Here is a 20,856-nt window from a genome sequence, read left to right as displayed (position 1 = left end):
TTAAAGTGAATTCAGGAATGCCAGCAGCGCGGTGCGCTGTTCGGCATTGAAGGTCAAGACATGCTGCTTGGCCGCTTCGGCTTCGCCGCCGTGCCAGAGCACGGCTTCGAGCAGGTCGCGGGCGCGGCCATCGTGAAGAAACTGGGTGTGACCGCTGACGGTCTGGGTCAGGCCGATACCCCACAGAGGGGGCGTACGCCAGTCCTGGCCGCCAGCCTTGAACTCGGTGCGGTTGTCGGCAAGGCCTGGGCCCATGTCGTGCAACAGCAGGTCGCTGTAGGGGCGAATCAACTGATTGGCCAGCTCCAGCTCGGCGGCATCGGCCGCGGTGGTGAAGCTTGGGGTATGGCAGCGTTGGCAACCGGCCTGGTGGAACAGGTTCTTGCCGGCCAGCACCTGGGGCGAATCGACGTCCTGGCGGATCGGCACCGCCAGGTTGCGGGTGTAGAACAGCACCAGGCGCAGGATGTTTTCGCTGACTTCCTGGTCGCCGTTGGCGCCGTTGCCGTTGGGTGCATTGAGGCAGTCGACCTGCGCCGGGGTGCAGTCGTCCATCGGCCGCAGGCGGGTGGTCAGGCCCATGTCGCCGGAGAACGCATGCACGTTCTGCTGATTGACGTTCGGTTGCCCGGCCTTCCAGCCGAAGCGGCCCATGACGGTCTTGCCCTGGGCATCGTCCCAGACCTGGTTGGGGCGGCCGCGGATGCCATCGCCGTTGCGGTCATCGGGGTCAGCGTTGGCCAGCAGTGCGGCTTCGGGGATGGCTTCGAGCAGACCCAGGCCGATCATCGGCGGAGCGATGCGGGCGGAAAAGCGCGTATCGGCGTGCATCGGGCCGTAGCCCAGTTGGGTGATCTTCAGCGTGGGCTGGCGCAGTTCTACGGTGGTGCCGTCCTTGAAGGTCACCGGCACAGGGGAGTACTCGACCCGTACCTTGCCTTCGGGGGCTACGCCGGGCACGGCCATGTCCTGGAACTGACCGCCGTAGACCGGCTCCGGGACGATGCCCAGTTGTTCGATCACCTTGGCGTAGTGCGGCTGGTCAGGAATCGACAGGCGTACCAGCATCGACACGGCATGCTTGGCGCTGGGGCCAGGCGGGTGGCCGCGGCCGTCCTTGATGTGGCAGTTCTGGCAGGCGTTGGTGTTGAACAGCGGCCCCAGACCGTCACGGGCGGTGGTGGTGGCAGGCGCGATCACCCAGGGGTTGCGGAAGAAGCTGTTGCCGACACTGAAGTCCAGGCGCCGGCTGGGCGCGAGGTTGGCTGAAGGCATGGAGTAGGCGTTCTGGTCGCGTTTGTTGACCGTCGTCTGGCCGCCGCCCAGGGCTTCGCCGGGCTCGGCCTGGGTGAAACGCGGGGCGTCGTCGCAGCCTGCCAGGCTGAGGGCCAGCAGCAGGGGACAAAGGCGGTGAAGCAACGAGGACATCGAAAATCCTGGGGCTTGGGGTAAAAACCGGCGTGCAAGCTTAGCAGGCTAAGGGACATCGAATAAGAGGGATTTGCGTTTGGCAGATGAAATCGGTGTTATCCAGAGGGTTTGCTGTAGAAGCGGGCTTGCCCCGCGATAGCGATGCGCCTGACAGATCGCTATCGCGGGGCAAGCCCGCTCCTACAGGGTGTGCAGCCCACAAAAAAGGCGACCCGAGGGTCGCCTTTTTTATCCAGCCGCTGAATCAGAACTCGTGATCAGCAGTGTCCGGGTTCAGGTTGGCAATGCCCAGCTTGCCTGCAGCCTGTTCGATGGCACCGGTCTGCTTGACCAGCGAGGCGATGGCGTCGCGCACGATCTGGTTGCCCGCAGTGTTGTCGGCAGCGATCAGTTGGTCGTAGTGCTCACCCTTGTTGGCGTGGTCGACGATGACCTGGATCTTCGCTTCGGTGGCTTCGAGGTCGGCCTTGAGGGTGGCGTCGGTGGCCGGGTCGATCTTGGCGACCAGCGACGACAGGCTCGGGCCGGTCATCTTGGTGCCATCGGCGCGCAGGTACTCGCCCAGGTAGACGTTGCGGATGCCCTTGGCGTCGTAGAAGTGCGAGTAGTGGGTGTTGTCGCTGAAGCAGTCGTGTTCGTCTTCAGGGGAGTTGGCTTCCAGGGAAACCTTCATGCGCTCGCCCGCCAGCTCGCCCAGCGACAGGCTGCCCATGCCGAACAGCATTTTGCGCAGGCCGTCGGTGACAGGCTCGGCTTCCAGGGTGGCGCGGTAGTTGGTGGCGACGTTCGGCGCCCAGTTGCCGACCATTTCTTCAAGGTCGCTGACCAGCAGTTGGGTCACGGCCTTGAGGTAGGCGCGGCGACGTTCGTTGTGACCACCGGTGGCGCCTGCGCCTTCCAGGTAATCGGAGGCTGGACGTGCGCCGGCACCTGGGCCGGTGCCGTTGAGGTCCTGGCCCCAGAGGAGGAATTCAATGGCGTGGTAGCCAGTGGCTACGTTGGCTTCGGAACCGCCCAGCTCATTGAGGCTGGCGAGTTTTTCCGGGGTGATTTGCTTGACGTCGATCTTGTCTTCACCGACCTGGATTTCAGTGTTGGCGATGATGTTGGCCGAAGCACCCGGGTTGCCCAGGGCGTGCTCGTAGCTGGCGTCGACGTAGTCGATCAGGCCTTCGTCCAGGGGCCAGGCGTTCACTTGGCCTTCCCAGTCGTCGACGATGGTGTTGCCGAAGCGGAACACTTCGCTCTGCAGGTATGGAACGCGCGAGGCTACCCAGGCGGCCTTGGCGGCCTTCAGGGTTTCGTCGTTGGGTTTGGCGAGGAAGGCATCGATAGCGGTTTGCAGGGTCTTGGCGGTGCTCAGCGAGTCGCTGTACACGGCGTGGACCATATCGGCGTAGTGCTTGACCACGGCCTTGGCGGCGGCCTCGTCGACGGCACCGGCAGCCGGTGCTGCTGCGCTGGCGGCAGGCGCTTGGGCTTGCGGTGCGGCGGCCTTGTCCTTGTCGTCGCCGCAACCGGCGAGAGAGATGGCAATGGCCAACAGACTGGCGGTGGCCAGAGGCATACGAATCATGGTGAATTCCTGCGTCGAGAGGTTGGACACGCGTACCGGGGTACGCAAAGCTGCAACATAATGCGAAAGATTTGCATTTTGTGTAAAGGGGCAGTCACGTAAATATTCAAATGCGTGGTTGTGCCCTTTTGCTCAATGCCGGTGGGGGTTACAGAATAGAAAGCTGATTGCGTTGCGCCTGCTTGAGGAAGGCTGTCAGCTCCCGCGCGGGCAAGGGTTTGCTGTAGTGGTAGCCCTGACCTTCATGGCAGCCCTGGGCAATGATGTAGGCCTCCTGCTCCGCGGTTTCCACGCCCTCGGCGATGACCTGCATGCCCAGGCTCTTGCCCAGCTGGATGATGGCCCGGACGATGGTGGCATCGTCGTCGTCATCGAGCAGGTCCTGGACGAAGCTCTTGTCGATCTTGATCTTGTCCAGCGGCAGCGATTTCAGATAGCTGAGCGAGGAGTAGCCGGTGCCGAAGTCGTCGATGGCGATCAACGCACCGGAGCGACGCAGGCTGAGCAAGTGCTGGGCGGCGGTGCTGATGTCTTCCATCAGGCCGGTTTCGGTGACTTCCAGCTCCAGGCTGCGGGGCGGCAGGCGGTAGATCTGCAGCAGGTTGTTGACCACCCGCGGCAGTTCATTGTGGTGCAACTGCACGGTCGACAGATTGACCGCCATGCGCAGTTCACTGAAGCCCTGGTCGTGCCATTCGCGCAGTTGTCGGCACGCCTGGTCGAGCACCCACTCGCCAATGGCGATGATGTTGCCGTTCTGCTCGGCCAGGGGGATGAACTGGTCCGGCGGGACCATGCCCAGCTCCGGATGCTGCCAGCGCAACAGGGCCTCGACGCCGACCACGCGGTGGTCGCGGTAGCTGATCTGCGGTTGATAGACCAGGTACAACTGATTGCGTGGCAGGGCTTCGCGCAGGTCTTTCTCCAGTTCGCGACGGCGGCGCATCTCGCTGTCGACGCTGGCGATATAGAACTGGTAGCGATTGCGCGAGCGGGTCTTGGCCAGGGTCATGGTCTGCTCGGCCTTTTGCAGCAGCTTCTCGGTGCTGTCGCCGTCTTCGGGGAACAGGGTGATGCCGATGGTGGCGCGCAGGCGGATTTCCTGGTGGTCGAGGGCAAAGGGGGCTTCCAGGTCATCGAGGATGCTCTGGGCCAGTTCCGCCGCTTCGTAGGGTTGTTCGATATCGGCCTGGACCAGGGCAAACTGATCGCCCCCCAGGCGCGCCAGGGCGCCGAGCCGGCCACTGTGGCCACGCAGGCGATCGGCCAGGGCCAGCAGCAATTGGTCGCCGGTCTGGTAGCTGAATTGCTCGTTGATGCCCTTGAAGTCGTCGAGGCCGACGCACAGAACCGCCACCCGGCGTTGCAGGCGGCCGGCATCGACCAGGATCTTGTCCAGCTGCTGTTGCAGTTGCTGGCGATTGGGCAGGCCGGTGAGAAAGTCGTACTGGGCCATGCGCAGCAGGCTGTTCTCGGCCTCATGGCGCAGATGGGTGTTGCGCTCGATAGAGGCCAGCAACTGATTGGCCGTGTTGACCCACAGCCCCAGCTCGTTGAGTTCGTGGCCCTTGATCAGCGGGATCTGGTGCTGGCTGGGGCGGTCGGGATTGATCTGGGTAAGGTGCTCGATGATCTTCGACAGCGGCTTGGTCAGCATCCAGTGATAGACCAGGTACAGCACCAGGCCCATGGCCAGGGCGCGCAACACCCCGGAAATGAAGATGATCACCGAGTTGACCAGAAACCCTTTGCCGTAGCTGGCAGTGTCCAGGGTGATGCTCAGGTCGCCGTAATACTCGCTATAGGGGCCGCGGCCCACCAATTGCGTGGTGAAGGTGCGCTCCTGGCCCAGGATCAGGTCGGTCAGCCAGCGGGTCGGGGATTCCTGCAGCGGACGGTTTTTCTCCGCCAGCATGGTTTCATTGGGGTGGCCGATGGCGGCCATGCGCACCGACTCATCCTGGAACAGCCCCTCCATGACCTGCATGCCCATTTCCTTGTCCAGGCTGTAGACGGCCTGGGTGGAAGGGTCGCGGAACATGTCGAGGATTCGCTGGGCGTCATTGGCCACTGCCTGACGAGTCTTGTAGGCATCGAAGACGATCTGCGCGCAACTGAGGACGACACCAACTACCAGTGCCGAGAGCAGTACAACCCTGAGCAACTTGACCGATAAGCTGTTCTTGAGTTCCAGCTTCAATGGGGTTTCCTTAATCCATGCGCATGGCATCATTTTGCCATCAAACTTGGCAATCCACTATCGGCCCTTGGCAGAACCCGACGCCCTTCCGGCGTTGATGTCCTGTCACCCCTGTATCGGTTCCCGACCCTGCGACTTTAATTGTGGGCGTCATACTTCCCAACGTTTGATGTTAGCGCGGTATCCGCCTGGAGCAAGAGCCTCAGGGGTTGCTGCAGACGAAAAAAAACCCGGACAGGCCGGGTTTTTTTATCACTGGTTTCGCTTAGGCAGTGAAGGTCTTGCCTTCGAACTGCTCAGCTACGAATTTCCAGTTGACCAGGTTCCAGAATGCCTCGACATACTTCGGACGCAGGTTGCGGTAGTCGATGTAGTAGGCGTGCTCCCAGACGTCGCAGGTCAGCAGCGGGGTGTCGCCGCTGGTCAGCGGGCAACCGGCGCCGATGGTGCTGGCCAGGGCCAGGGAACCGTCAGCCTTTTTCACCAGCCAGCCCCAGCCGGAGCCGAAGGTGCCGACGGAAGTCTTGGTGAACTCTTCCTTGAACTTGTCGAAAGAGCCGAACGCGGCGTTGATGGCTTCAGCCAGGGCGCCGGTTGGTTGGCCGCCGGCGTTAGGAGCCAGGCAGTTCCAGTAGAAGGTGTGGTTCCAGACTTGAGCGGCGTTGTTGAAGATACCGCCCGAGGAGGTCTTGACGATCTCTTCCAGAGTCTTGCCTTCGAACTCGGTGCCTGGCACCAGGTTGTTCAGGTTCACGACATAGGTGTTGTGGTGCTTGTCGTGGTGGTATTCCAGGGTTTCCTTGGAAATATGCGGCTGCAGGGCGTCGTGTGCGTAAGGCAGCGGCGGCAATTCAAAAGCCATGGTGATTCTCCTAATCAGGTCTGTTGCGGTGAGCGCAAGGCCGATCACGGGCGGCCGGAGTGCGTCGGGGAGTTTTTACTCTTTGCGACGCAAGGGCAGGATCATAGCACCGGGCCCTGGGCTTAACCACGCAACAAGTGTACGGGAAAGAGGTTCCAGAGCCTTCGCCACCGCCGGACGAGTGGTGATCAGGTGAGAATCAACTGGGCCGCCACGGCGAACATCATCACCGCCACCATCAGATCGAGCAGGCGCCAGGTGCCGGGACGTGCCAGCCAGGGGGCCAGCCAGGCCGCACCCAGTGCCAGGGTGAAGAACCACACCAAAGAGGCACTGGCCGCGCCGGCCACATAGGCACCCGGCACCGTCTGCTGGGCACCCAGCGAGCCGATCAGCAGGACGGTATCGAGGTACACGTGGGGGTTGAGCAGGGTTACCGCCAGGGCGCTGAGCAGCACCGCCCGGCGCGAGCGCAGGCCCTGGCCTTCGGTCTGTTGCAGGCTCTGGGTCGAACAGGCGCGCAGCAGCGCCTTGCTGCCGTACCAGATCAGGAACACGGCGCCACCCCAACGGGCCACGGCCAGCAACGTCGGGTTCTGGGCCAGCACCGTGGCCAGGCCGAACACCCCGGCAGCGACCAGGAGGGCATCGCAGAACACGCACAGGGCAGCCACCGGCAGGTGATGTTCGCGGCGCAGGCTCTGGGCCAGGACGAAAGCGTTCTGGGTACCGATTGCCATGATCAGGCCGAAGGCGACCAGCAAGCCGTTCAGGTAGCTTTGCCACATAGGGGGACACTCCACAGGCGCCAGCAGGACGCGGCGCTTAAGCCAAAAAGATGCTGGCCATTCTGGGGGCTGGATCTGTATAAGAAAAACAAATAAAACTGATCCGGCATTAGGAAAAATAATGTTCGACTACAAACTGCTTTCAGCGCTCGCCGCCGTCATCGAACAGGCCGGATTCGAGCGTGCCGCCCAGGTGCTGGGGCTGTCCCAGTCGGCGATCTCCCAGCGCATCAAATTGCTCGAAGCGCGGGTCGGGCAACCGGTGCTGATACGGGCCAACCCGCCCAGCCCCACCGATGTCGGGCGCCAGTTGCTCAACCATGTGCAGCAAGTGCGGCTGCTTGAACGCGACCTGCAACGCCAGGTGCCGGCGCTGAACGAGGAGGGCATGCCCGAACGCCTGCGCATCGCCCTGAACGCCGACAGCCTGGCGACCTGGTGGGCCGGCGCGGTGGGGGTCTTCTGTGCAGAGCAGCAGGTGCTGCTGGATCTGGTGGTCGAGGACCAGGAGGTTGGGCTCAAGCGCATGCGGGCCGGTGAAGTGGCGGCTTGCCTGTGTGGCAGCGAACGGCCGGTGGCCGGTGCGCGCAGTTCTCCGCTGGGGGCGATGCGCTACCGGGCGCTGGCAAGCCCCGCCTTCATGGCCCGTTACTTTCCCCATGGCTTCGATGCCGCGCGGTTGCCGCGCACGCCGGCGCTGGTGTTTGGCCCGGATGACTTTCTGCAGCATCGCTACCTGGCCTCACTGGGGATTGCAGACGGCTTTCTGCACCACCTGTGCCCTTCTTCCGAAGGCTTTTTGCGCATGACCGAAGCGGGGCTCGGCTGGGGACTGGTGCCGGAGTTGCAGGTTCGCGAGCAACTGGCCGGTGGCCGCCTGGTAGAAATTTCCGCGGATAAACCCATCGATGTGCCGTTGTACTGGCATCATTGGCGCAATGGCGGGCAATTGCTCGCGCAACTGACCGAGCATCTGCGCCACACGGCCCGGCAATGGCTGGTGCCCTTGTAGGCGTTGGCGGCGTCAGCAGCATCTGAAATCTGGTAAGGCGGAGTGGTACATGCGAATTCTGGTCACCGGCGCAAGCGGCTTCATTGGCGGGCGCTTTGCGCGTTTTGCCCTGGAGCAGGGCCTTGAAGTCCGGGTCAACGGCCGGCGTGCCGAAGGCGTCGAGCACCTGGTGCGGCGCGGGGCGCAGTTTACCCCGGGGGACCTGGGCGACCCGGAGCTGGCCCGGCGCGTGTGCCAGGGCGTCGATGCCGTGGTGCACTGCGCGGGCGCAGTGGGCAATTGGGGGCGCTACCAGGATTTCTATCAGGGCAACGTGGCGGTCACCGAGAACGTGGTCGAGGCCTGCCTGAAAGAGCATGTGCGTCGCCTGGTGCACCTGTCCTCACCCTCGATCTACTTCAATGGCCGCTCGCAACGGGACATTCGCGAAGATCAGGTGCCACGACGCTTTCATGATCACTACGGGGCCACCAAGTACCTGGCCGAGCAGAAAGTCTTCGGTGCCCAGGAATTCGGCCTTGAAGTGCTGGCCTTGCGCCCGCGCTTTGTCACTGGCGCCGGGGATGTGAGCATTTTTCCGCGCCTGCTGCAGATGCAGCGCAAGCGCCGCCTGGCCATCATTGGCAACGGCCTGAACAAGGTCGACTTCACCAGCGTGCAGAACCTCAACGAAGCGCTGCTCAGCGCGCTGTTCGCCGACGAAGAAGCCTTGGGCCAGGCCTATAACATCAGCAACGGCCATCCGCTGCCGGTGTGGGATGTGGTCAATTATGTGATGCGTCAGATGCAGTTGCCCCAGGTCAGCCGTTATCGCTCCTATGGCCTGGCCTACAGCATGGCGGCTTTGAACGAAGGTGCCTGCATGCTTTGGCCCGGGCGTCCGCAGCCGACCCTGTCGCGCCTGGGCATGCAAGTCATGAGCAAGGACTTCACCCTGGACATCAGCCGCGCCCGGCATCTGTTGAATTATCGACCCACGGTCAGCCTGTGGTCGGCGCTGGACGAGTTCTGTGGCTGGTGGAAGGCCCAGGATTCGCAGCACTGAACCCAGGCGGCGGTTTGCGGTCGATCAGAGCGCCGCATAAGCGGTTTATACTAGTGCCCATTTGCTACTACGGCGGTTGAAGGCTCTCATGCGTAACGATCTTCAAGACGATTTCGACAATGTCCCGAGCCTGCGGGCCGGTACGCGGGATGACGATGACTTTGAACCGCTGCCGATGGACCGTGGCGTTGTTGCAGGCACTGGGCGCAAAGCGGCCCGCGCGCCCAGCACCGGGCCATTGTGGGCGCTGCTGGGTGCCTCGTTCATTGCCTTGGCGGGCCTTGGCTGGTGGAGCTTTCAGCAGGTCTCGCTGATGGAGCAGCAACTGGTCGCTACCCAGGAAAGTTTTGCCCGTATCAGCGAAGAGGCGGCCGGGCGCTTGCAGGCGATCAGCGGCAAGGTCGAGGCCAGTGAGTCCAACGTCAACACCGGCAGTGAAGCCTTGAAGCTGCAGATCAGGCAGCTGCAGGCCAGCCTCGCCGAGCAGGGCAAGCAACAGCAGGGCGTGGCCGGGCAGGCCGGGGATCTGGGCAAGCGTCTGGAGCAGGTGCTGGCCCAGGCCAGTGAGCAGCAGGCGGCCAATGCCAGATTGCAGACTGAACTGCAGGCGCAATTGAAGTCGGTGAACGCCGAGCTGGCGGCGTTGAAGGCGGCCCAGGTCGATGGCGGCAAGCTCGATGGTCAGCTCAAGAGCCTGAGCGCTGACGTGGCGAACTTGAAGAAGCAGGGCAATCCCAGCGCTGCGATCGAGCGCCTTGAGCAGGATTTGCTGGTGCTCAAGAGCGAGCAGGAGAATCGTCCGGCGCCGACGGCGGGTGGTGCTTCGGTGGCTGAGTTCGATGCGTTTCGGGCGCAGATGACGCGCACGATCAACACACTGCAGAGCCAGGTGCAGAACCTGCAACGGCAGATCAACGCCCGTCCCTGACCTGACGTAGGAGCGGGCTTGCCCCGCGATAGCGAGTGTCCAGTTATGCCCCTATCGCGGGGCAAGCCCGCTCCCACAGCAAGCCCGCTCCCACAGCAAGCCCGCTCCCACAGCAAGCCCGCTCCCACAGCAGGCCTGCTCCCACACACCGAGTGTGTTACATCCTCGGATAATCGATGTAACCCACCGGCCCTTTGCCGTAGAAGGTCTCAGGGTGCGCCTCGTTCAGCGGTGCGTCCGCCGCCAGCCGGGCCGGCAGGTCCGGGTTGGCAATGAACGGTACCCCGAAGGCCACCGCATCGGCCCGGCCGCTGGCCAGTGAAGCGTTGGCGCTGGCCTTGGTGAAGCGCTCGTTGACGATGTAGGGGCCGCCGAAGGCTTCCTTGATCAACGGACCGATGCTGTCATCGGCTTCCTTCTCCCGCGAGCAGATGAAGGCAATGCCGCGCTTGCCCAGTTCACGGGCCACATAGGTGAAGGTCTCGGCGCGGTTGGCATCGCCCATGTCATGGGAGTCGGCCCGAGGCGCCAGGTGCACGCCGACACGCTGCGCACCCCACACATCAATTACGGCATCCGTCACTTCCAGCAATAGCCGTGCGCGGTTTTCCAGCGAGCCGCCGTACAGGTCGGTGCGCTGGTTGGTGCTGCTCTGCAGGAACTGATCGAGCAGATAGCCGTTGGCCGCATGTACTTCAACGCCGTCGAAACCGGCCGCCTTGGCGTTTTCGGCACCGGTGCGGTAGGCCTCGACGATGTCGGCGATTTCAGCGGTTTCCAGCGCACGTGGCGTCGGGTAGTCGGCCAGCGGACGTACCAGGCTGACATGCCCCTTGGGCTGGATCGCACTCGGTGCCACCGGGGCTTCGCCGTTGAGGTAGATCGGGTGGGAAATGCGCCCCACATGCCACAGCTGCAGGAAAATCCGCCCGCCAGCGCCATGCACCGATTTGGTCACGTTGGTCCAGCCGCGAACCTGGTCGTTGGTCCAGATGCCCGGGGTGTCGGGGTAGCCAACGCCCATCGGGGTCACCGAGGTGGCCTCACTGAGGATCAGGCCGGCACTGGCGCGCTGCACGTAGTACTCGGCCATCAGCGCATTGGGCACTCGACCTTCATCGGCGCGGCAGCGGGTCAGCGGCGCCATGATGATGCGGTTTGGCAGTTCGAGGTCGCCGAGGGTGATCGGATCGAAAATAGTCGTCATAGGTACCTCAGGGCTTGTCAGTGTGTAGCAGGGGCCAGTTCGGCGTTCTTGCCGCTCTGGCTGAAGGTGATCAGGGTGACGATCAGGGCCAGCACGGCCAGTGCAGCGGCCGCCAGGGGCACGCGGGTCAGGCCCAGGCCCTGGGCGATGACGGTGCCGCCGACCCAGGCACCCAGGGCGTTGCCCAGGTTGAAGGCGCCAATGTTCAGGGTCGATACCAGGTTGGGCGCCGCCTTGCCGAAGGTCACCACGTTGACCTGCAGCGCCGGTACGGCGGCGAAGGCTGCGGTGGCCCAGAGGAACAGGGTGATTTCGGCCGGGATCAGGGCGGTGCTGGTCCAGCTCAGCGCGGTGGAGATCACGGCCATGCTGATGAACACACCGATCAGGGTCGCACTCAGGCGCCGGTCCGCCAGCTTGCCGCCGACGATGTTGCCCAGGGTCAGGCCCAGGCCGATCAGCAGCAGCGTCCAGGTCACGCCCTGGGGCGATACGCCGGTGACGTCACCCAGCAGCGGTGCCACGTAGGTGAACAGGGCAAACATCGAGGCCGAGAACAACACGGTCATCGACAGCGACAGCCAGATACCCGCGCCTTTCAGGGCGGCCAGTTCAGCGCGCATGTCGAGTTTTTCCTCGTCATGGCGATAGGGCAGGAAGCGGATCAGGCCGATCAAGGCAATCACGCCGATCACGGTGACCACCCAAAACGTCGAACGCCAGCCGTATACCTGGCCCAGGGCGGTGCCCAGCGGTACGCCCAGCACGTTGGCCAGGGTCAGGCCGGTGAACATCAGCGCCACGGCCGAGGCACGGCGATTGGCAGGCACCAGGCTGGCGGCAACCACCGAGCCGATGCCGAAGAAGGCGCCGTGGCACAAAGCCGTGACCACCCGGGCAAACATCAGCAAGTTGTAGTCGGCGGCCACCGCACACAGCAAGTTACCGACGATGAACACCCCCATCAGCGCGATCAGCGCCGCCTTGCGGGGCAGGCGCGAAGTGGCCAGGGCCATGAACGGTGCGCCGATGGCCACGCCCAGGGCGTAGCCCGTGACGAGCCAGCCGGCACCCGGGATCGACACACCGAGGTCCGCCGCCACATCGGGCAACAGGCCCATGATGACGAACTCGGTGGTGCCGATGGCGAAGGCGCTGAGCGCCAGGATCAGTAGCGAAAGGGGCATTGCAAAGTCCTTGTCAGAGCTCTTGGCTCATCTGCTTGAGGAAGGCCTGGATGGTTTCCTCGTTGCGTTTGAAAAAGTGCCACTGTCCGATCTTCTGGCTGCTGATCAGCCCCGCACGCTGCAAGGTCGCCAGGTGGGCTGACACCGTCGACTGCGACAGGCCGCAGCGTTGGTCGATCTGCCCGGCACACACACCGTGCTCGGTGCTGTGGTGCTGGTCGGGGAACTGCACGTCAGGGTCTTTCAGCCAGTTGAGGATTTCTCGCCGTACTGGGTGGGCCAGGGCTTTTATTATTTCGTCGAGATCGAGAGGCATGGTTGGGCTCATGGTTGTGTAGCGGTATATCGCGATGGAGCGAAATATAAATCGGTATTTCGCGATATACAAATATGAAGAGGTTCTGAGCTCAGCGTAAATCGCTATATCGGGTTATAACGATATGAGTCGGGCAGGTGCTAGACTGCGCCCATGAACTACCTCGCACACCTTCATCTGGGCGGCCAACAACCCGAGCAATTGCTCGGCAGCCTCTATGGCGACTTCGTCAAGGGGCCGTTGGACGGTCGCTTTCCCTTGCCGCTGGAGGCCGCGATTCGCCTGCACCGGCAAATCGACGTCTTCACCGACAGTCACCCCCTGGTGCTCGGCGCGCTGTCACGGTTCCCGCGCGAGCGGCGGCGTTTTGCCGGGATCATGCTTGATGTGTTCTTCGATCACTGCCTGGCCTTGCATTGGCAGGACTATGCCGAACAGCCCCTGGAACAGTTCACCGGGCGGGTGTACCAGGTGCTGGCGGCGCAAGCGGACCTGCCGGGGCGGCTGGCCCAGATAGCGCCTTACATGGCGGCGGATGACTGGCTGGGTTCGTACCGCGAGTTCGCGGTGCTGGAGCAGGTATTCCGCGGTATCGCCCGGCGGTTGTCGAAACCTGAAGGAATGGACGGTGCCCTGGAGCTGGTCGACGCGCTGTATGTCCCCTTGAGCGACGACTTCCGGGCGTTCTACCCCGAGCTACAGGCGTTCGCCGGGAAGTCCCTGGCCCAGCTCTAAGGTCAGGCGGCCTTGGCCCGGCGCTGCGGCTGATGGACCGGCTCCTGGGCACCGAACAGCGCCACCTGGATCGCCTGCTGGGCCTTGAAGGCCAGGGCGGCGCGCTCTTCACCGGCACTCGGGATCGGTGCCAGCAGCTGGATTTCCACCTCTGCGCAGTCATTGGCGAACAGGCGCATCAAGTGCGAGAGCAGGTCGTCGTCACCAATGAACGGGGCAATCGGGTCGGTCTGGCCATTGCGCAGGTAACGCAAGGCCACCGGCTGCAGCGGTACTTCGGTGTCGATGGCGCTGGCCAGCAGGCGACCATGGAAGGTCCGCAGGCTGCGGCCATCAGTGGTGGTGCCTTCGGGAAAGATCAGCAAGGCGCAGGCCTGTTGCAGGTGCTGGCTGATCTGCTTGCGCAACAGTTGGCTGTCGTTGCCACCGCGGCGGATGAACAGGGTGCCGGCCTTGAGCGCGAGCCAGCCGGCAACCGGCCAGGTGCGTACTTCGGCCTTGGACAGGAACGACAGCGGGGCCAGCATGCCCAGCAGCGGAATGTCGGTCCAGGACACGTGGTTGCTGACCCAGAGCATCGGCTGTTGCGGTAACGGGCCAATCACCCGGACCTTGAAGGGCAGGGCATTGCTCAGTCGGTTCATGAACAGTTGCGACCAGCGCTGGCGCCGCTCGGTCGAGGCGGGGATGCGCAGGCGTTCATAGAGGCTGAACAGCGCGGCCATGCCCAGCCCGAACAGCACCACCAGCACGACCCGGAGCATGCGCGCCATGACGCGCAGGCGCGGCATCAGACTGCCGCCTTGAAGTGGCGTGCATAGCGCGGGCAGAGTTCGTCGCGCTTGAGCAGGATGAACACGTCGGCCACCTGGAAGTCTTCGTCCCAGCACGGTTCGCCGCAGATCTTCGCGCCCAGGCGCATGTAGGCCTTGAGCAGGGGCGGCATTTCGGCGATGACGTTGCCGGGCAGGGCCAGGCTGGGCAGTGGGTTCTTCGGTTCGGCGCGCAGGTGTTCGGTGCACAGGTAGCGTTCGCGCAGGCGCTGCATGATCGCATGGGCCTGCACGCCGCCGTCCTGCATGGGGATGCTGGCGCACCCCATCAGGTAGCTGTAGCGGCCTTCGTTGAGCACTTCGGCAAGCTCGGCCCAGAGCACGGCGATGGTGCCGCCATTGCGGTAGGCCGGGTCGACACAGGTGCGACCCAGCTCCAGGATCGGGCCTTGCAGGTGGCCAAGGCCGTGCAGGCTGAATTCTTCTTCACTGTAGAAGCGGCCCAGGCTGCTGGCGGCCTGATGGTCGAGCAGGCGGGTGGTGGCCACCAGGCGACCGTTGTTGAGGTCGCGCACACCGATGTGACGGCAATGAATGTCGTAGTCATCCATGTCCAGGCCCAGTTCGGCGCCCTTGAGTTTGGCCTTGAATTCACCGCTGAATACACTGAAGCGCAGGGCTTGTGCTTCCTGCAGGGCTGCAGGGCCTACCAGGCGTTCGGCTTGCAGACGGCGTTCAGTGCTGTTGTCGCCAGAGCGAGCGATCTGAGTCATTGCGAGTCTCCATAAGCCAGCCATGGGGTTGCGGCCGGTCGACTTTGTTGTGCAAGCTCAGCCTAGGTAGACGCGGTGTCACCCCCATGAACCTTTGGTGATGCTTGTATGACACCCCCAAGGAGCGCTTCGATGGCCTGGCTGCAACGACTCAACGACCCACAGCGACACACCCTGTCGGCCAGCCTGGCTGACACCTACGCCAGCCTGCTGGCGCGCCTGGGCACGGTCAGCCCGTTCGAGCTGGCGGTACTCGGTGCCCGCGCCATGCCGACACCGGGGCTGGCTTTTTTGATTGGCTACCAGGCGGCCTTGCGCGTGCTCTGGCCCAGTGCCCCGTCGAGCCTGGGCGCCTTGTGCGCCAGTGAGCGACGCAGCGTGCGCCCCGCCGACATGCAGGTTCGCCTGGATGACTTGCGTCTGACCGGCAGCAAGGATTTCGTCACCGGCGGGCTTGATGCGGACTGGTTGTTGGTGGCGGCGCGCAGCGAGCCTGCGGGCGAGTCGCCGCACCTGAGCCTGGCGGTGGTCTATCCCGGCGAACCGGGGGTACGGCTGGAGCCGTTGCCAGCCTTGCCGCTGATGCCGGAAGTGGGTCATGCCCGCCTGCACCTGGACCAGGCCTTGTGCGAGCGCCTGGCCGGTGATGGCTGGGATGCCTACGTCAAACCCTTCCGCTCTCTCGAAGACCTCTACGTGCTCAGTGCCCTGTGCGCCTGGCTGTATGGCGTCGGCCAGGACAGCGGCTGGCCCCAAGGGCTGCAATTGCGCTTGATCGGCCTTCTGGGAGGCTGCGCCGAGGGCAGTCGGCAGTGCGCCGACTCAACGGCCTGCCATTTGTTGCTGGGCGGCCTGTTCGCCCAATTCGCCGCGCTCAAGGATGAAATCAATCAGGCGCTGGACAGCAGTACCGGTGAGTGGGCGGCGCTGTGGCAGCGCGACCAGGGCTTGCTGGAAATCGCCAGTGCGGCGCGGGCCAAGCGCCTGGCCAAGGCCTGGGCCAGCGCCGGATTGTCATGACGGGGCGCTAGGCTGGACGCACGCCGGCCTTTGAGTGACGCCACATGTACAAAACACTGCTGGGCCTGTGGCTCGGTTTTTCCATCACCAGCGCCGCAGCCCTGGGGCAGGAGCGCTGGCCGGCTCCGGACTGGCTGCTGGCGCCGGACAGCAACAGCGCTGCCTGGAACGAGGTGCAGGCCTACGCATTTGCGCCCCGCAACGAACACACCCGGGAAGGCGTGCGCACCGATGCCCTGTTGGTGATCAAGGACGGGCGCATTGTGTATGAGCACTATGCGCCGCCGTCCTCTGCCGCGACACCGCACCTGACCTGGTCGATCAGCAAGAGCGTGCTGGCCACCGTGCTGGGCGTCGCTCGGCGAGAAGGGCGGTTCGCCCTCGATGACCCGGCTGCTCGCTATTACCCGGCGATGCAGGCCCATCCTGACGTTCGCCTTGAAGATTTGCTGCACTGGGCCAGCGGCCTGGCGTGGCAGGAAGACTATGAATACGCCCCGCTCAAATCCTCGGTGGTGGCCATGCTCTACACCCGCGGGCACAGCGACATGGCGGCCTACACCGCCGCCCGGCCTGCAGCGGTCGGGCCGGGCCAGCGCTTTCTCTATTCCAGCGGTGACAGCAACGTGCTCGCGGCAGCCTTGCGTGGCATGGTCGGCGAGCAAGGCTATGGCGATTATCCCTGGCAAGCGCTGTTCATCCCGTTGGGTATCGAGTCGGCGGCCTGGGAGCGGGATGCCAGCGGCACCCTGGTGGGCTCTTCCTACCTGTATATGAGTGCACGGGATCTGGCGCGCATCGGCCTGCTGATGCTGCGGGACGGGCGCTGGCAGTCGCAGCAGGTACTGCATCGCGACTGGGTGGCGTTCAACCGCAGTCTGTTTCCCCAGGCCAAGGCCTCGCCCGGTGAGGCCAATCCGGGTGGGCACTGGTGGCTCAATCAACCCTTGCCCGGCAGCGGGCGGCCCTGGCCGGATGCCCCGGCCGACACCTTTGCGGCGCTGGGGCATTGGGGGCAGGGCCTGTATGTCTTGCCGCAGGAGCAGTTGGTGATCGTGCGCTACGCCGATGACCGCGACGGGCAGTTCCAGCACAACGAACTGCTCAAGCGCGTGCTGGCCGCGCAAGCCGAGGGCCGACCATGAAGCGTTTGTTGCTGACAGCGCTACTGCTGGCGGGCGCCTGGGGCTGGTATGAACGCCAGGCGCTGGCGGACTTCCCCGGCATCCTCAGCGCCTACTCGGCCAAGGAGTACTGCTCGTGCCGCTTTGTCATGGGCTTTGATGCGCCGTATTGCCAAGGGTATGTACGCCAGTACTTGCCCTTGAGCCGCCTTGATGAAGATACCCCGGCCCGAGTGGTGACGGCCGTCGGGCTGGGGGTAGCAAATACCGCCGTGTGGCGCGGCGTACGTGAGGGCTGTGGCTTGCTGCCGTGAAGGCAGCCGGGTAAGGTTGACGGCCTCTGTGTTACAGGATTTCTCATGTTCTCTCTGCCCCGTCTTCTGTTGGCCGCCCTCGCGTTTGTGAGCCTTTCGGCCCAGGCCAACTGGCACCTGGATGGCGAATCGTCGCGCCTGTCGTTCATCTCCAGCAAAAATGGCGATACCGCCGAAGTTCACCGCTTCCTGGTCTTGCACGGCAAGGTCGACCGCAAAGGCGCGGCCGAGCTGATGATCGAAATGGACTCCAACAGCAGCGGCGTGCCGCTGCGTGACGAACGCATGCGCAAGGACCTGTTCGACTTTGCGCGCTTCCCGGAAGCCAACGTCTACGCCCAGATCGACCTGCGCCCGATCAACGACCTGGCCAACGGCGCCCAGGTGGAATTGCGCCTGCCGGTGACCGTCAAGCTGCATGGCAAGGAGCACAGCTACAACGCCTTGCTGCTGGCCACGCGCCTGGATGAGCGGCGGTTTCAGGTGGTGACTCTGGAGCCGCTGATGCTGCGCGCCGATGACTTCGACCTGGTGCCGGGCCTTGAGGCGCTGCGCAAGGTGGCCGGGCTCAAATCCATCAGCCCTTCGGTGCCGGTGTCTGCGGTCCTGATCTTCACGGCGCGCTGATATGGCCGGACCGGTCTTCCCCTGGCGAGACGGCAACCGGTTCGAGTTATTGATCGACGGCCCCGAGTTTTTCCCCCGCATGCTCACCGCCATTGTGCGGGCCGAGCATCAGGTCGATCTGGAGTTGTACCTGGTGGAGGCGGGCGCTTGTGCCGAGGCTATGGTGCAAGCACTGGTGGGTGCCGCCGAACGGGGCGTACAGGTGCGTTGCCTGTTCGATGACTACGGCGCCCTGGCCTTCACCCTGAGCCTGCGCCAGCGCCTGACCGCTGCTGGCGTGGAGCTGCGCTGGTACAACCGCCTGCGCTGGCGCCGGGGCTTTCGCAACCTCTATCGTGATCACCGCAAGTTGCTCCTGGTTGACCAGAGCTGGGCGGTGGTGGGCGGTACCGGTGTCACTGACCAGTTCTGGATGCCTGACGAAGACGTCAGCGAGTGGCACGAAGTGATGGTGCAGATGCAAGGGCCGTTGGTGGCTGACTGGCAAATGCTCTTCGATCGCCAATGGCGCGCCAACCTGCGCCGCACCGCCTGGCGCCCCCCCACCCATTTCGGCCTGCCGCGCTTGCCCCATGTGCCTGACAGCGGCCAGGGCATGGGCCGGGTGGCCTACGCCGACGCCCGTCAGCACCGGGACATCCTGCAATCGCTGGTGCGGGCGTTGAACAGCGGTCAACGGCGGATCTGGCTGGCGACGCCGTATTTCCTGCCGACCTGGAAAGTGCGGCGGTCCCTGCGTCGTGCGGCGGCCAGGGGAGTCGATGTGCGCCTGCTGCTGACTGGCCCACGTACCGATCACCCTTCGGTGCGCTATGCCGGGCATCGCTATTACCCACGGTTGTTGCGCGCCGGGGTGACCATCTATGAGTACCAGCCGTGTTTCCTGCACCTGAAAATGGTGCTGGTGGACGACTGGGTCAGTATTGGTTCATGCAACTTCGATCACTGGAACCTGCGTTTCAACCTTGAGGCCAACGTCGAGGCATTGGACCCGCCGTTGACTGAAGCGGTGGCGGCGAGCTTTGAGCGCGACTTTGCCCAGAGCTTGTGTATCGACCTTGAGCACTGGCATGCACGGCCGTTGTGGAAGCGGGCGCAGCAGCGGCTGTGGGGCTGGCTGGACCGGGTGGTGGTGAACTTGCTGGACCGGCGCGACTGACGTAGCAGCGGGCTTGCCCCGCGATGCGAGGTACCAGGGAAATCGCATCGCGGGGCAAGCCCGTTCCTACCGGGTGGGCAAAAAAAAGCGGCGGGGGTCTGGCCCCCGCCGCTTTTTTGTACTCGCAAACCCTGAGGTTTACTTCACTTCCACCGCCAGGCTCTGGGCGATCTTGTTTTGCCAGATCGCAGGGCCGGTGATGTGTACCGACTCGCCATTGCTGTCGACAGCCACAGTCACTGGCATGTCCTTGACGTCGAACTCGTAGATCGCTTCCATGCCCAGTTCGGCAAAGGCCAGGACCTTGGACTTCTTGATCGCCTGGGCGACCAGGTAGGCAGCGCCGCCGACAGCCATCAGGTACACGGCCTTGTTGTCCTTGATCGCCTCGATGGCGGTCGGGCCACGCTCGGACTTGCCGATCATGCCCAGCAGGCCGGTTTGCTCGAGGATCTGACGGGTGAACTTGTCCATCCGCGTAGCGGTGGTCGGACCAGCCGGGCCCACCACTTCGTCGCCAACCGGATCAACCGGGCCAACGTAGTAGATGAAGCGACCCTTGAGGTCGACCGGCAGTTCTTCGCCCTTGTTGAGCATCTCGACCATGCGCTTGTGCGCAGCGTCGCGGCCGGTGAGCATCTTGCCGTTGAGCAGGATGGTCTCGCCCGGCTTCCAGCTCTGCACTTCTTCCGGGGTCAGGGTGTCGAGGTTGACGCGGCGGGCCGATGGGCCGGCTTCCCAGACGATTTCCGGGTAGGCGTCCAGCGACGGCGCTTCCAGGTCGGCAGGGCCCGAGCCGTCGAGCACGAAGTGGGCGTGACGGGTGGCGGCGCAGTTGGGGATCATGCAGACCGGCAGCGAGGCGGCGTGGGTCGGGTAGTCCATGATCTTGACGTCGAGCACGGTCGTCAGACCGCCCAGGCCCTGGGCACCGATGCCCAGTTGGTTGACCTTCTCGAACAGCTCCAGACGGATTTCTTCGATACGGTTCTGCGGGCCACGGGCTTTGAGCTCGTGAATGTCGATGGATTCCATCAACACTTCCTTGGCCATGACCGCGGCTTTCTCGGCGGTACCGCCGATGCCGATGCCGAGCATGCCAGGTGGGCACCAGCCGGCGCCCATGGTCGGAACGGTCTTCAGAACCCAGTCGACGATCGAGTCGGACGGGTTGAGCATGGCCATTTTCGACTTGTTCTCGGAACCGCCGCCCTTGGCCGCCACGTCCACTTCCACGGTGTTACCCGGGACGATGGAGTAGTGGATGACTGCTGGGGTGTTGTCCTTGGTGTTCTTGCGCGCACCTGCCGGGTCGGCAAGGATGGACGCACGCAGGACGTTTTCTGGCAGGTTGTAGGCGCGGCGCACGCCTTCGTTGATCATGTCGTCCAGGCTCATGGTCGCGCCATCCCAGCGCACGTCCATGCCCACGCGCACGAACACGGTGACGATACCGGTGTCCTGGCAGATTGGGCGGTGGCCGGTGGCGCACATGCGCGAGTTGATCAGGATCTGAGCGATGGAGTCGCGCGCGGCAGGCGACTCTTCACGCAGATAGGCCTCATGCATGGCCTGGATGAAGTCAACGGGGTGGTAGTACGAAATGAACTGCAGGGCGTCGGCAACGCTCTGAATCAGGTCGTCTTGCTTGATCACGGTCATGCAGCGCGCTCCTCTTAAAGACGGGAACATTCAATAAGGTATTCCGACGCGGACAGGCCGAGGTGTCGAAACGACCTTTCACGGCGCGACGACGGACAGGCCGGCGGCGCAAAAAGG

Annotated in this window: 20 protein-coding genes; 9 read left to right on the top strand and 11 right to left on the bottom strand. The window is 63.8% G+C overall.

Going from position 1 to position 20,856, the window contains the following annotated elements:
- The 5 genes from U9R80_RS22520 to U9R80_RS22500 all read right to left on the bottom strand — a co-directional run bounded on the left by U9R80_RS22520 (position 1) and on the right by U9R80_RS22500 (position 6,857).
- Complete coding sequence (locus U9R80_RS22520) at positions 1-1,428, bottom strand: di-heme oxidoreductase family protein (protein WP_301840303.1); 1,428 nt, start codon at positions 1,426-1,428, stop codon at positions 1-3.
- A gap of 247 nt (positions 1,429-1,675) precedes the next feature.
- Entirely contained in the window at positions 1,676-3,007 is a 1,332-nt protein-coding gene (locus U9R80_RS22515; protein WP_301840304.1) for an imelysin family protein, read from the bottom strand.
- A 148-nt stretch (positions 3,008-3,155) separates the two neighbouring features.
- On the bottom strand, positions 3,156-5,237 hold the full coding sequence (locus U9R80_RS22510; protein WP_442964989.1) for a putative bifunctional diguanylate cyclase/phosphodiesterase: 2,082 nt from the start codon (positions 5,235-5,237) through the stop codon (positions 3,156-3,158).
- Between the two features lie 235 nt (positions 5,238-5,472).
- Positions 5,473-6,069, bottom strand: coding sequence for a superoxide dismutase (locus U9R80_RS22505; protein WP_274115081.1), 597 nt, complete (start codon positions 6,067-6,069; stop codon positions 5,473-5,475).
- Between the two features lie 188 nt (positions 6,070-6,257).
- Complete coding sequence (locus U9R80_RS22500) at positions 6,258-6,857, bottom strand: LysE/ArgO family amino acid transporter (protein WP_301840308.1); 600 nt, start codon at positions 6,855-6,857, stop codon at positions 6,258-6,260.
- Positions 6,858-6,978: 121 nt separating this feature from the next.
- Between U9R80_RS22500 and U9R80_RS22495 the strand changes: the two genes are divergently transcribed.
- The 3 genes from U9R80_RS22495 to U9R80_RS22485 all read left to right on the top strand — a co-directional run bounded on the left by U9R80_RS22495 (position 6,979) and on the right by U9R80_RS22485 (position 9,842).
- Positions 6,979-7,869 carry a LysR family transcriptional regulator ArgP gene (locus U9R80_RS22495; RefSeq protein ID WP_301840309.1) on the top strand — a complete coding sequence of 297 codons (891 nt, stop codon included), beginning with the start codon at positions 6,979-6,981 and terminating at the stop codon, positions 7,867-7,869.
- Positions 7,870-7,918: 49 nt separating this feature from the next.
- Positions 7,919-8,914: an NAD-dependent epimerase/dehydratase family protein gene (locus U9R80_RS22490; protein WP_301840310.1), complete on the top strand. Its 996-nt coding sequence runs from the start codon at positions 7,919-7,921 to the stop codon at positions 8,912-8,914.
- A gap of 88 nt (positions 8,915-9,002) precedes the next feature.
- Entirely contained in the window at positions 9,003-9,842 is an 840-nt protein-coding gene (locus tag U9R80_RS22485) for an ATPase (protein WP_301840311.1), read from the top strand.
- A 157-nt stretch (positions 9,843-9,999) separates the two neighbouring features.
- On the opposite strand, the gene U9R80_RS22480 is transcribed toward U9R80_RS22485, so the two are convergent.
- From U9R80_RS22480 to U9R80_RS22470, 3 genes are read right to left on the bottom strand one after another with little or no spacing between them, the layout of a single operon-like run.
- On the bottom strand, positions 10,000-11,049 hold the full coding sequence (locus tag U9R80_RS22480; protein WP_301840312.1) for an alkene reductase: 1,050 nt from the start codon (positions 11,047-11,049) through the stop codon (positions 10,000-10,002).
- Positions 11,050-11,066: 17 nt separating this feature from the next.
- The gene (locus U9R80_RS22475) at positions 11,067-12,236 is read right to left on the bottom strand and encodes an MFS transporter (RefSeq protein ID WP_301840314.1); all 1,170 of its coding nucleotides are present in this window, start codon (positions 12,234-12,236) and stop codon (positions 11,067-11,069) included.
- A gap of 13 nt (positions 12,237-12,249) precedes the next feature.
- Positions 12,250-12,552: an ArsR/SmtB family transcription factor gene (locus tag U9R80_RS22470; RefSeq protein ID WP_038607345.1), complete on the bottom strand. Its 303-nt coding sequence runs from the start codon at positions 12,550-12,552 to the stop codon at positions 12,250-12,252.
- 153 nt (positions 12,553-12,705) lie between these two features.
- Between U9R80_RS22470 and U9R80_RS22465 the strand changes: the two genes are divergently transcribed.
- Positions 12,706-13,287 carry an acyl carrier protein phosphodiesterase gene (locus U9R80_RS22465; RefSeq protein WP_301840318.1) on the top strand — a complete coding sequence of 194 codons (582 nt, stop codon included), beginning with the start codon at positions 12,706-12,708 and terminating at the stop codon, positions 13,285-13,287.
- A 2-nt stretch (positions 13,288-13,289) separates the two neighbouring features.
- On the opposite strand, the gene U9R80_RS22460 is transcribed toward U9R80_RS22465, so the two are convergent.
- Together U9R80_RS22460 and olsB are read right to left on the bottom strand one after the other, a co-directional pair.
- Entirely contained in the window at positions 13,290-14,078 is a 789-nt protein-coding gene (locus U9R80_RS22460) for a lysophospholipid acyltransferase family protein (RefSeq protein ID WP_301840320.1), read from the bottom strand.
- Positions 14,078-14,833 carry an L-ornithine N(alpha)-acyltransferase gene (olsB, locus tag U9R80_RS22455; protein WP_301840322.1) on the bottom strand — a complete coding sequence of 252 codons (756 nt, stop codon included), beginning with the start codon at positions 14,831-14,833 and terminating at the stop codon, positions 14,078-14,080. Before olsB ends, U9R80_RS22460 begins: the two co-directional genes overlap by 1 nt.
- Positions 14,834-14,965: 132 nt before the next feature.
- Between olsB and U9R80_RS22450 the strand changes: the two genes are divergently transcribed.
- The 5 genes from U9R80_RS22450 to U9R80_RS22430 are packed head-to-tail and all read left to right on the top strand — an operon-like array spanning position 14,966 to position 19,077.
- Positions 14,966-15,853, top strand: a complete 888-nt coding sequence (locus U9R80_RS22450) for an acyl-CoA dehydrogenase (protein WP_301840323.1) — start codon at positions 14,966-14,968, stop codon at positions 15,851-15,853.
- Between the two features lie 44 nt (positions 15,854-15,897).
- A complete protein-coding gene (locus tag U9R80_RS22445) occupies positions 15,898-16,998 on the top strand; it encodes a serine hydrolase domain-containing protein (protein WP_301840324.1) in 1,101 nt (366 codons plus the stop codon).
- The gene (locus U9R80_RS22440; protein WP_301840326.1) at positions 16,995-17,291 is read left to right on the top strand and encodes an amidase; all 297 of its coding nucleotides are present in this window, start codon (positions 16,995-16,997) and stop codon (positions 17,289-17,291) included. The genes U9R80_RS22445 and U9R80_RS22440 overlap by 4 nt, the downstream gene beginning before the upstream one ends.
- Positions 17,292-17,336: 45 nt before the next feature.
- Positions 17,337-17,918 carry a YceI family protein gene (locus U9R80_RS22435; protein WP_301840328.1) on the top strand — a complete coding sequence of 194 codons (582 nt, stop codon included), beginning with the start codon at positions 17,337-17,339 and terminating at the stop codon, positions 17,916-17,918.
- Between the two features lies 1 nt (position 17,919).
- Positions 17,920-19,077: a phospholipase D-like domain-containing protein gene (locus U9R80_RS22430; protein WP_301840330.1), complete on the top strand. Its 1,158-nt coding sequence runs from the start codon at positions 17,920-17,922 to the stop codon at positions 19,075-19,077.
- A gap of 138 nt (positions 19,078-19,215) precedes the next feature.
- On the opposite strand, the gene U9R80_RS22425 is transcribed toward U9R80_RS22430, so the two are convergent.
- Positions 19,216-20,739 carry a fumarate hydratase gene (locus tag U9R80_RS22425; RefSeq protein WP_301840331.1) on the bottom strand — a complete coding sequence of 508 codons (1,524 nt, stop codon included), beginning with the start codon at positions 20,737-20,739 and terminating at the stop codon, positions 19,216-19,218.
- Positions 20,740-20,856 lie beyond the last annotated feature (117 nt).

This window comes from Pseudomonas sp. JQ170C, from assembly GCF_035581345.1.
In the GTDB taxonomy this organism is placed as follows: Bacteria; Pseudomonadota; Gammaproteobacteria; order Pseudomonadales; family Pseudomonadaceae; genus Aquipseudomonas.
This window is presented reverse-complemented; position numbering and strand designations above follow the sequence as displayed.

What these genes read in the sequence shown, in the direction of transcription:
- U9R80_RS22520 (WP_301840303.1), bottom strand. Translation starts at nt 1,428, where the DNA reads ATGTCCTCGTTGCTTCACCGCCTTTGTCCCCTGCTGCTGGCCCTCAGC.
- U9R80_RS22515 (WP_301840304.1), bottom strand. Translation starts at nt 3,007, where the DNA reads ATGATTCGTATGCCTCTGGCCACCGCCAGTCTGTTGGCCATTGCCATC.
- U9R80_RS22510 (WP_442964989.1), bottom strand. Translation starts at nt 5,237, where the DNA reads ATGCCATGCGCATGGATTAAGGAAACCCCATTGAAGCTGGAACTCAAG.
- U9R80_RS22505 (WP_274115081.1), bottom strand. Translation starts at nt 6,069, where the DNA reads ATGGCTTTTGAATTGCCGCCGCTGCCTTACGCACACGACGCCCTGCAG.
- U9R80_RS22500 (WP_301840308.1), bottom strand. Translation starts at nt 6,857, where the DNA reads ATGTGGCAAAGCTACCTGAACGGCTTGCTGGTCGCCTTCGGCCTGATC.
- U9R80_RS22495 (WP_301840309.1), top strand. Translation starts at nt 6,979, where the DNA reads ATGTTCGACTACAAACTGCTTTCAGCGCTCGCCGCCGTCATCGAACAG.
- U9R80_RS22490 (WP_301840310.1), top strand. Translation starts at nt 7,919, where the DNA reads ATGCGAATTCTGGTCACCGGCGCAAGCGGCTTCATTGGCGGGCGCTTT.
- U9R80_RS22485 (WP_301840311.1), top strand. Translation starts at nt 9,003, where the DNA reads ATGCGTAACGATCTTCAAGACGATTTCGACAATGTCCCGAGCCTGCGG.
- U9R80_RS22480 (WP_301840312.1), bottom strand. Translation starts at nt 11,049, where the DNA reads ATGACGACTATTTTCGATCCGATCACCCTCGGCGACCTCGAACTGCCA.
- U9R80_RS22475 (WP_301840314.1), bottom strand. Translation starts at nt 12,236, where the DNA reads ATGCCCCTTTCGCTACTGATCCTGGCGCTCAGCGCCTTCGCCATCGGC.
- U9R80_RS22470 (WP_038607345.1), bottom strand. Translation starts at nt 12,552, where the DNA reads ATGCCTCTCGATCTCGACGAAATAATAAAAGCCCTGGCCCACCCAGTA.
- U9R80_RS22465 (WP_301840318.1), top strand. Translation starts at nt 12,706, where the DNA reads ATGAACTACCTCGCACACCTTCATCTGGGCGGCCAACAACCCGAGCAA.
- U9R80_RS22460 (WP_301840320.1), bottom strand. Translation starts at nt 14,078, where the DNA reads ATGCCGCGCCTGCGCGTCATGGCGCGCATGCTCCGGGTCGTGCTGGTG.
- olsB (WP_301840322.1), bottom strand. Translation starts at nt 14,833, where the DNA reads ATGACTCAGATCGCTCGCTCTGGCGACAACAGCACTGAACGCCGTCTG.
- U9R80_RS22450 (WP_301840323.1), top strand. Translation starts at nt 14,966, where the DNA reads ATGGCCTGGCTGCAACGACTCAACGACCCACAGCGACACACCCTGTCG.
- U9R80_RS22445 (WP_301840324.1), top strand. Translation starts at nt 15,898, where the DNA reads ATGTACAAAACACTGCTGGGCCTGTGGCTCGGTTTTTCCATCACCAGC.
- U9R80_RS22440 (WP_301840326.1), top strand. Translation starts at nt 16,995, where the DNA reads ATGAAGCGTTTGTTGCTGACAGCGCTACTGCTGGCGGGCGCCTGGGGC.
- U9R80_RS22435 (WP_301840328.1), top strand. Translation starts at nt 17,337, where the DNA reads ATGTTCTCTCTGCCCCGTCTTCTGTTGGCCGCCCTCGCGTTTGTGAGC.
- U9R80_RS22430 (WP_301840330.1), top strand. Translation starts at nt 17,920, where the DNA reads ATGGCCGGACCGGTCTTCCCCTGGCGAGACGGCAACCGGTTCGAGTTA.
- U9R80_RS22425 (WP_301840331.1), bottom strand. Translation starts at nt 20,739, where the DNA reads ATGACCGTGATCAAGCAAGACGACCTGATTCAGAGCGTTGCCGACGCC.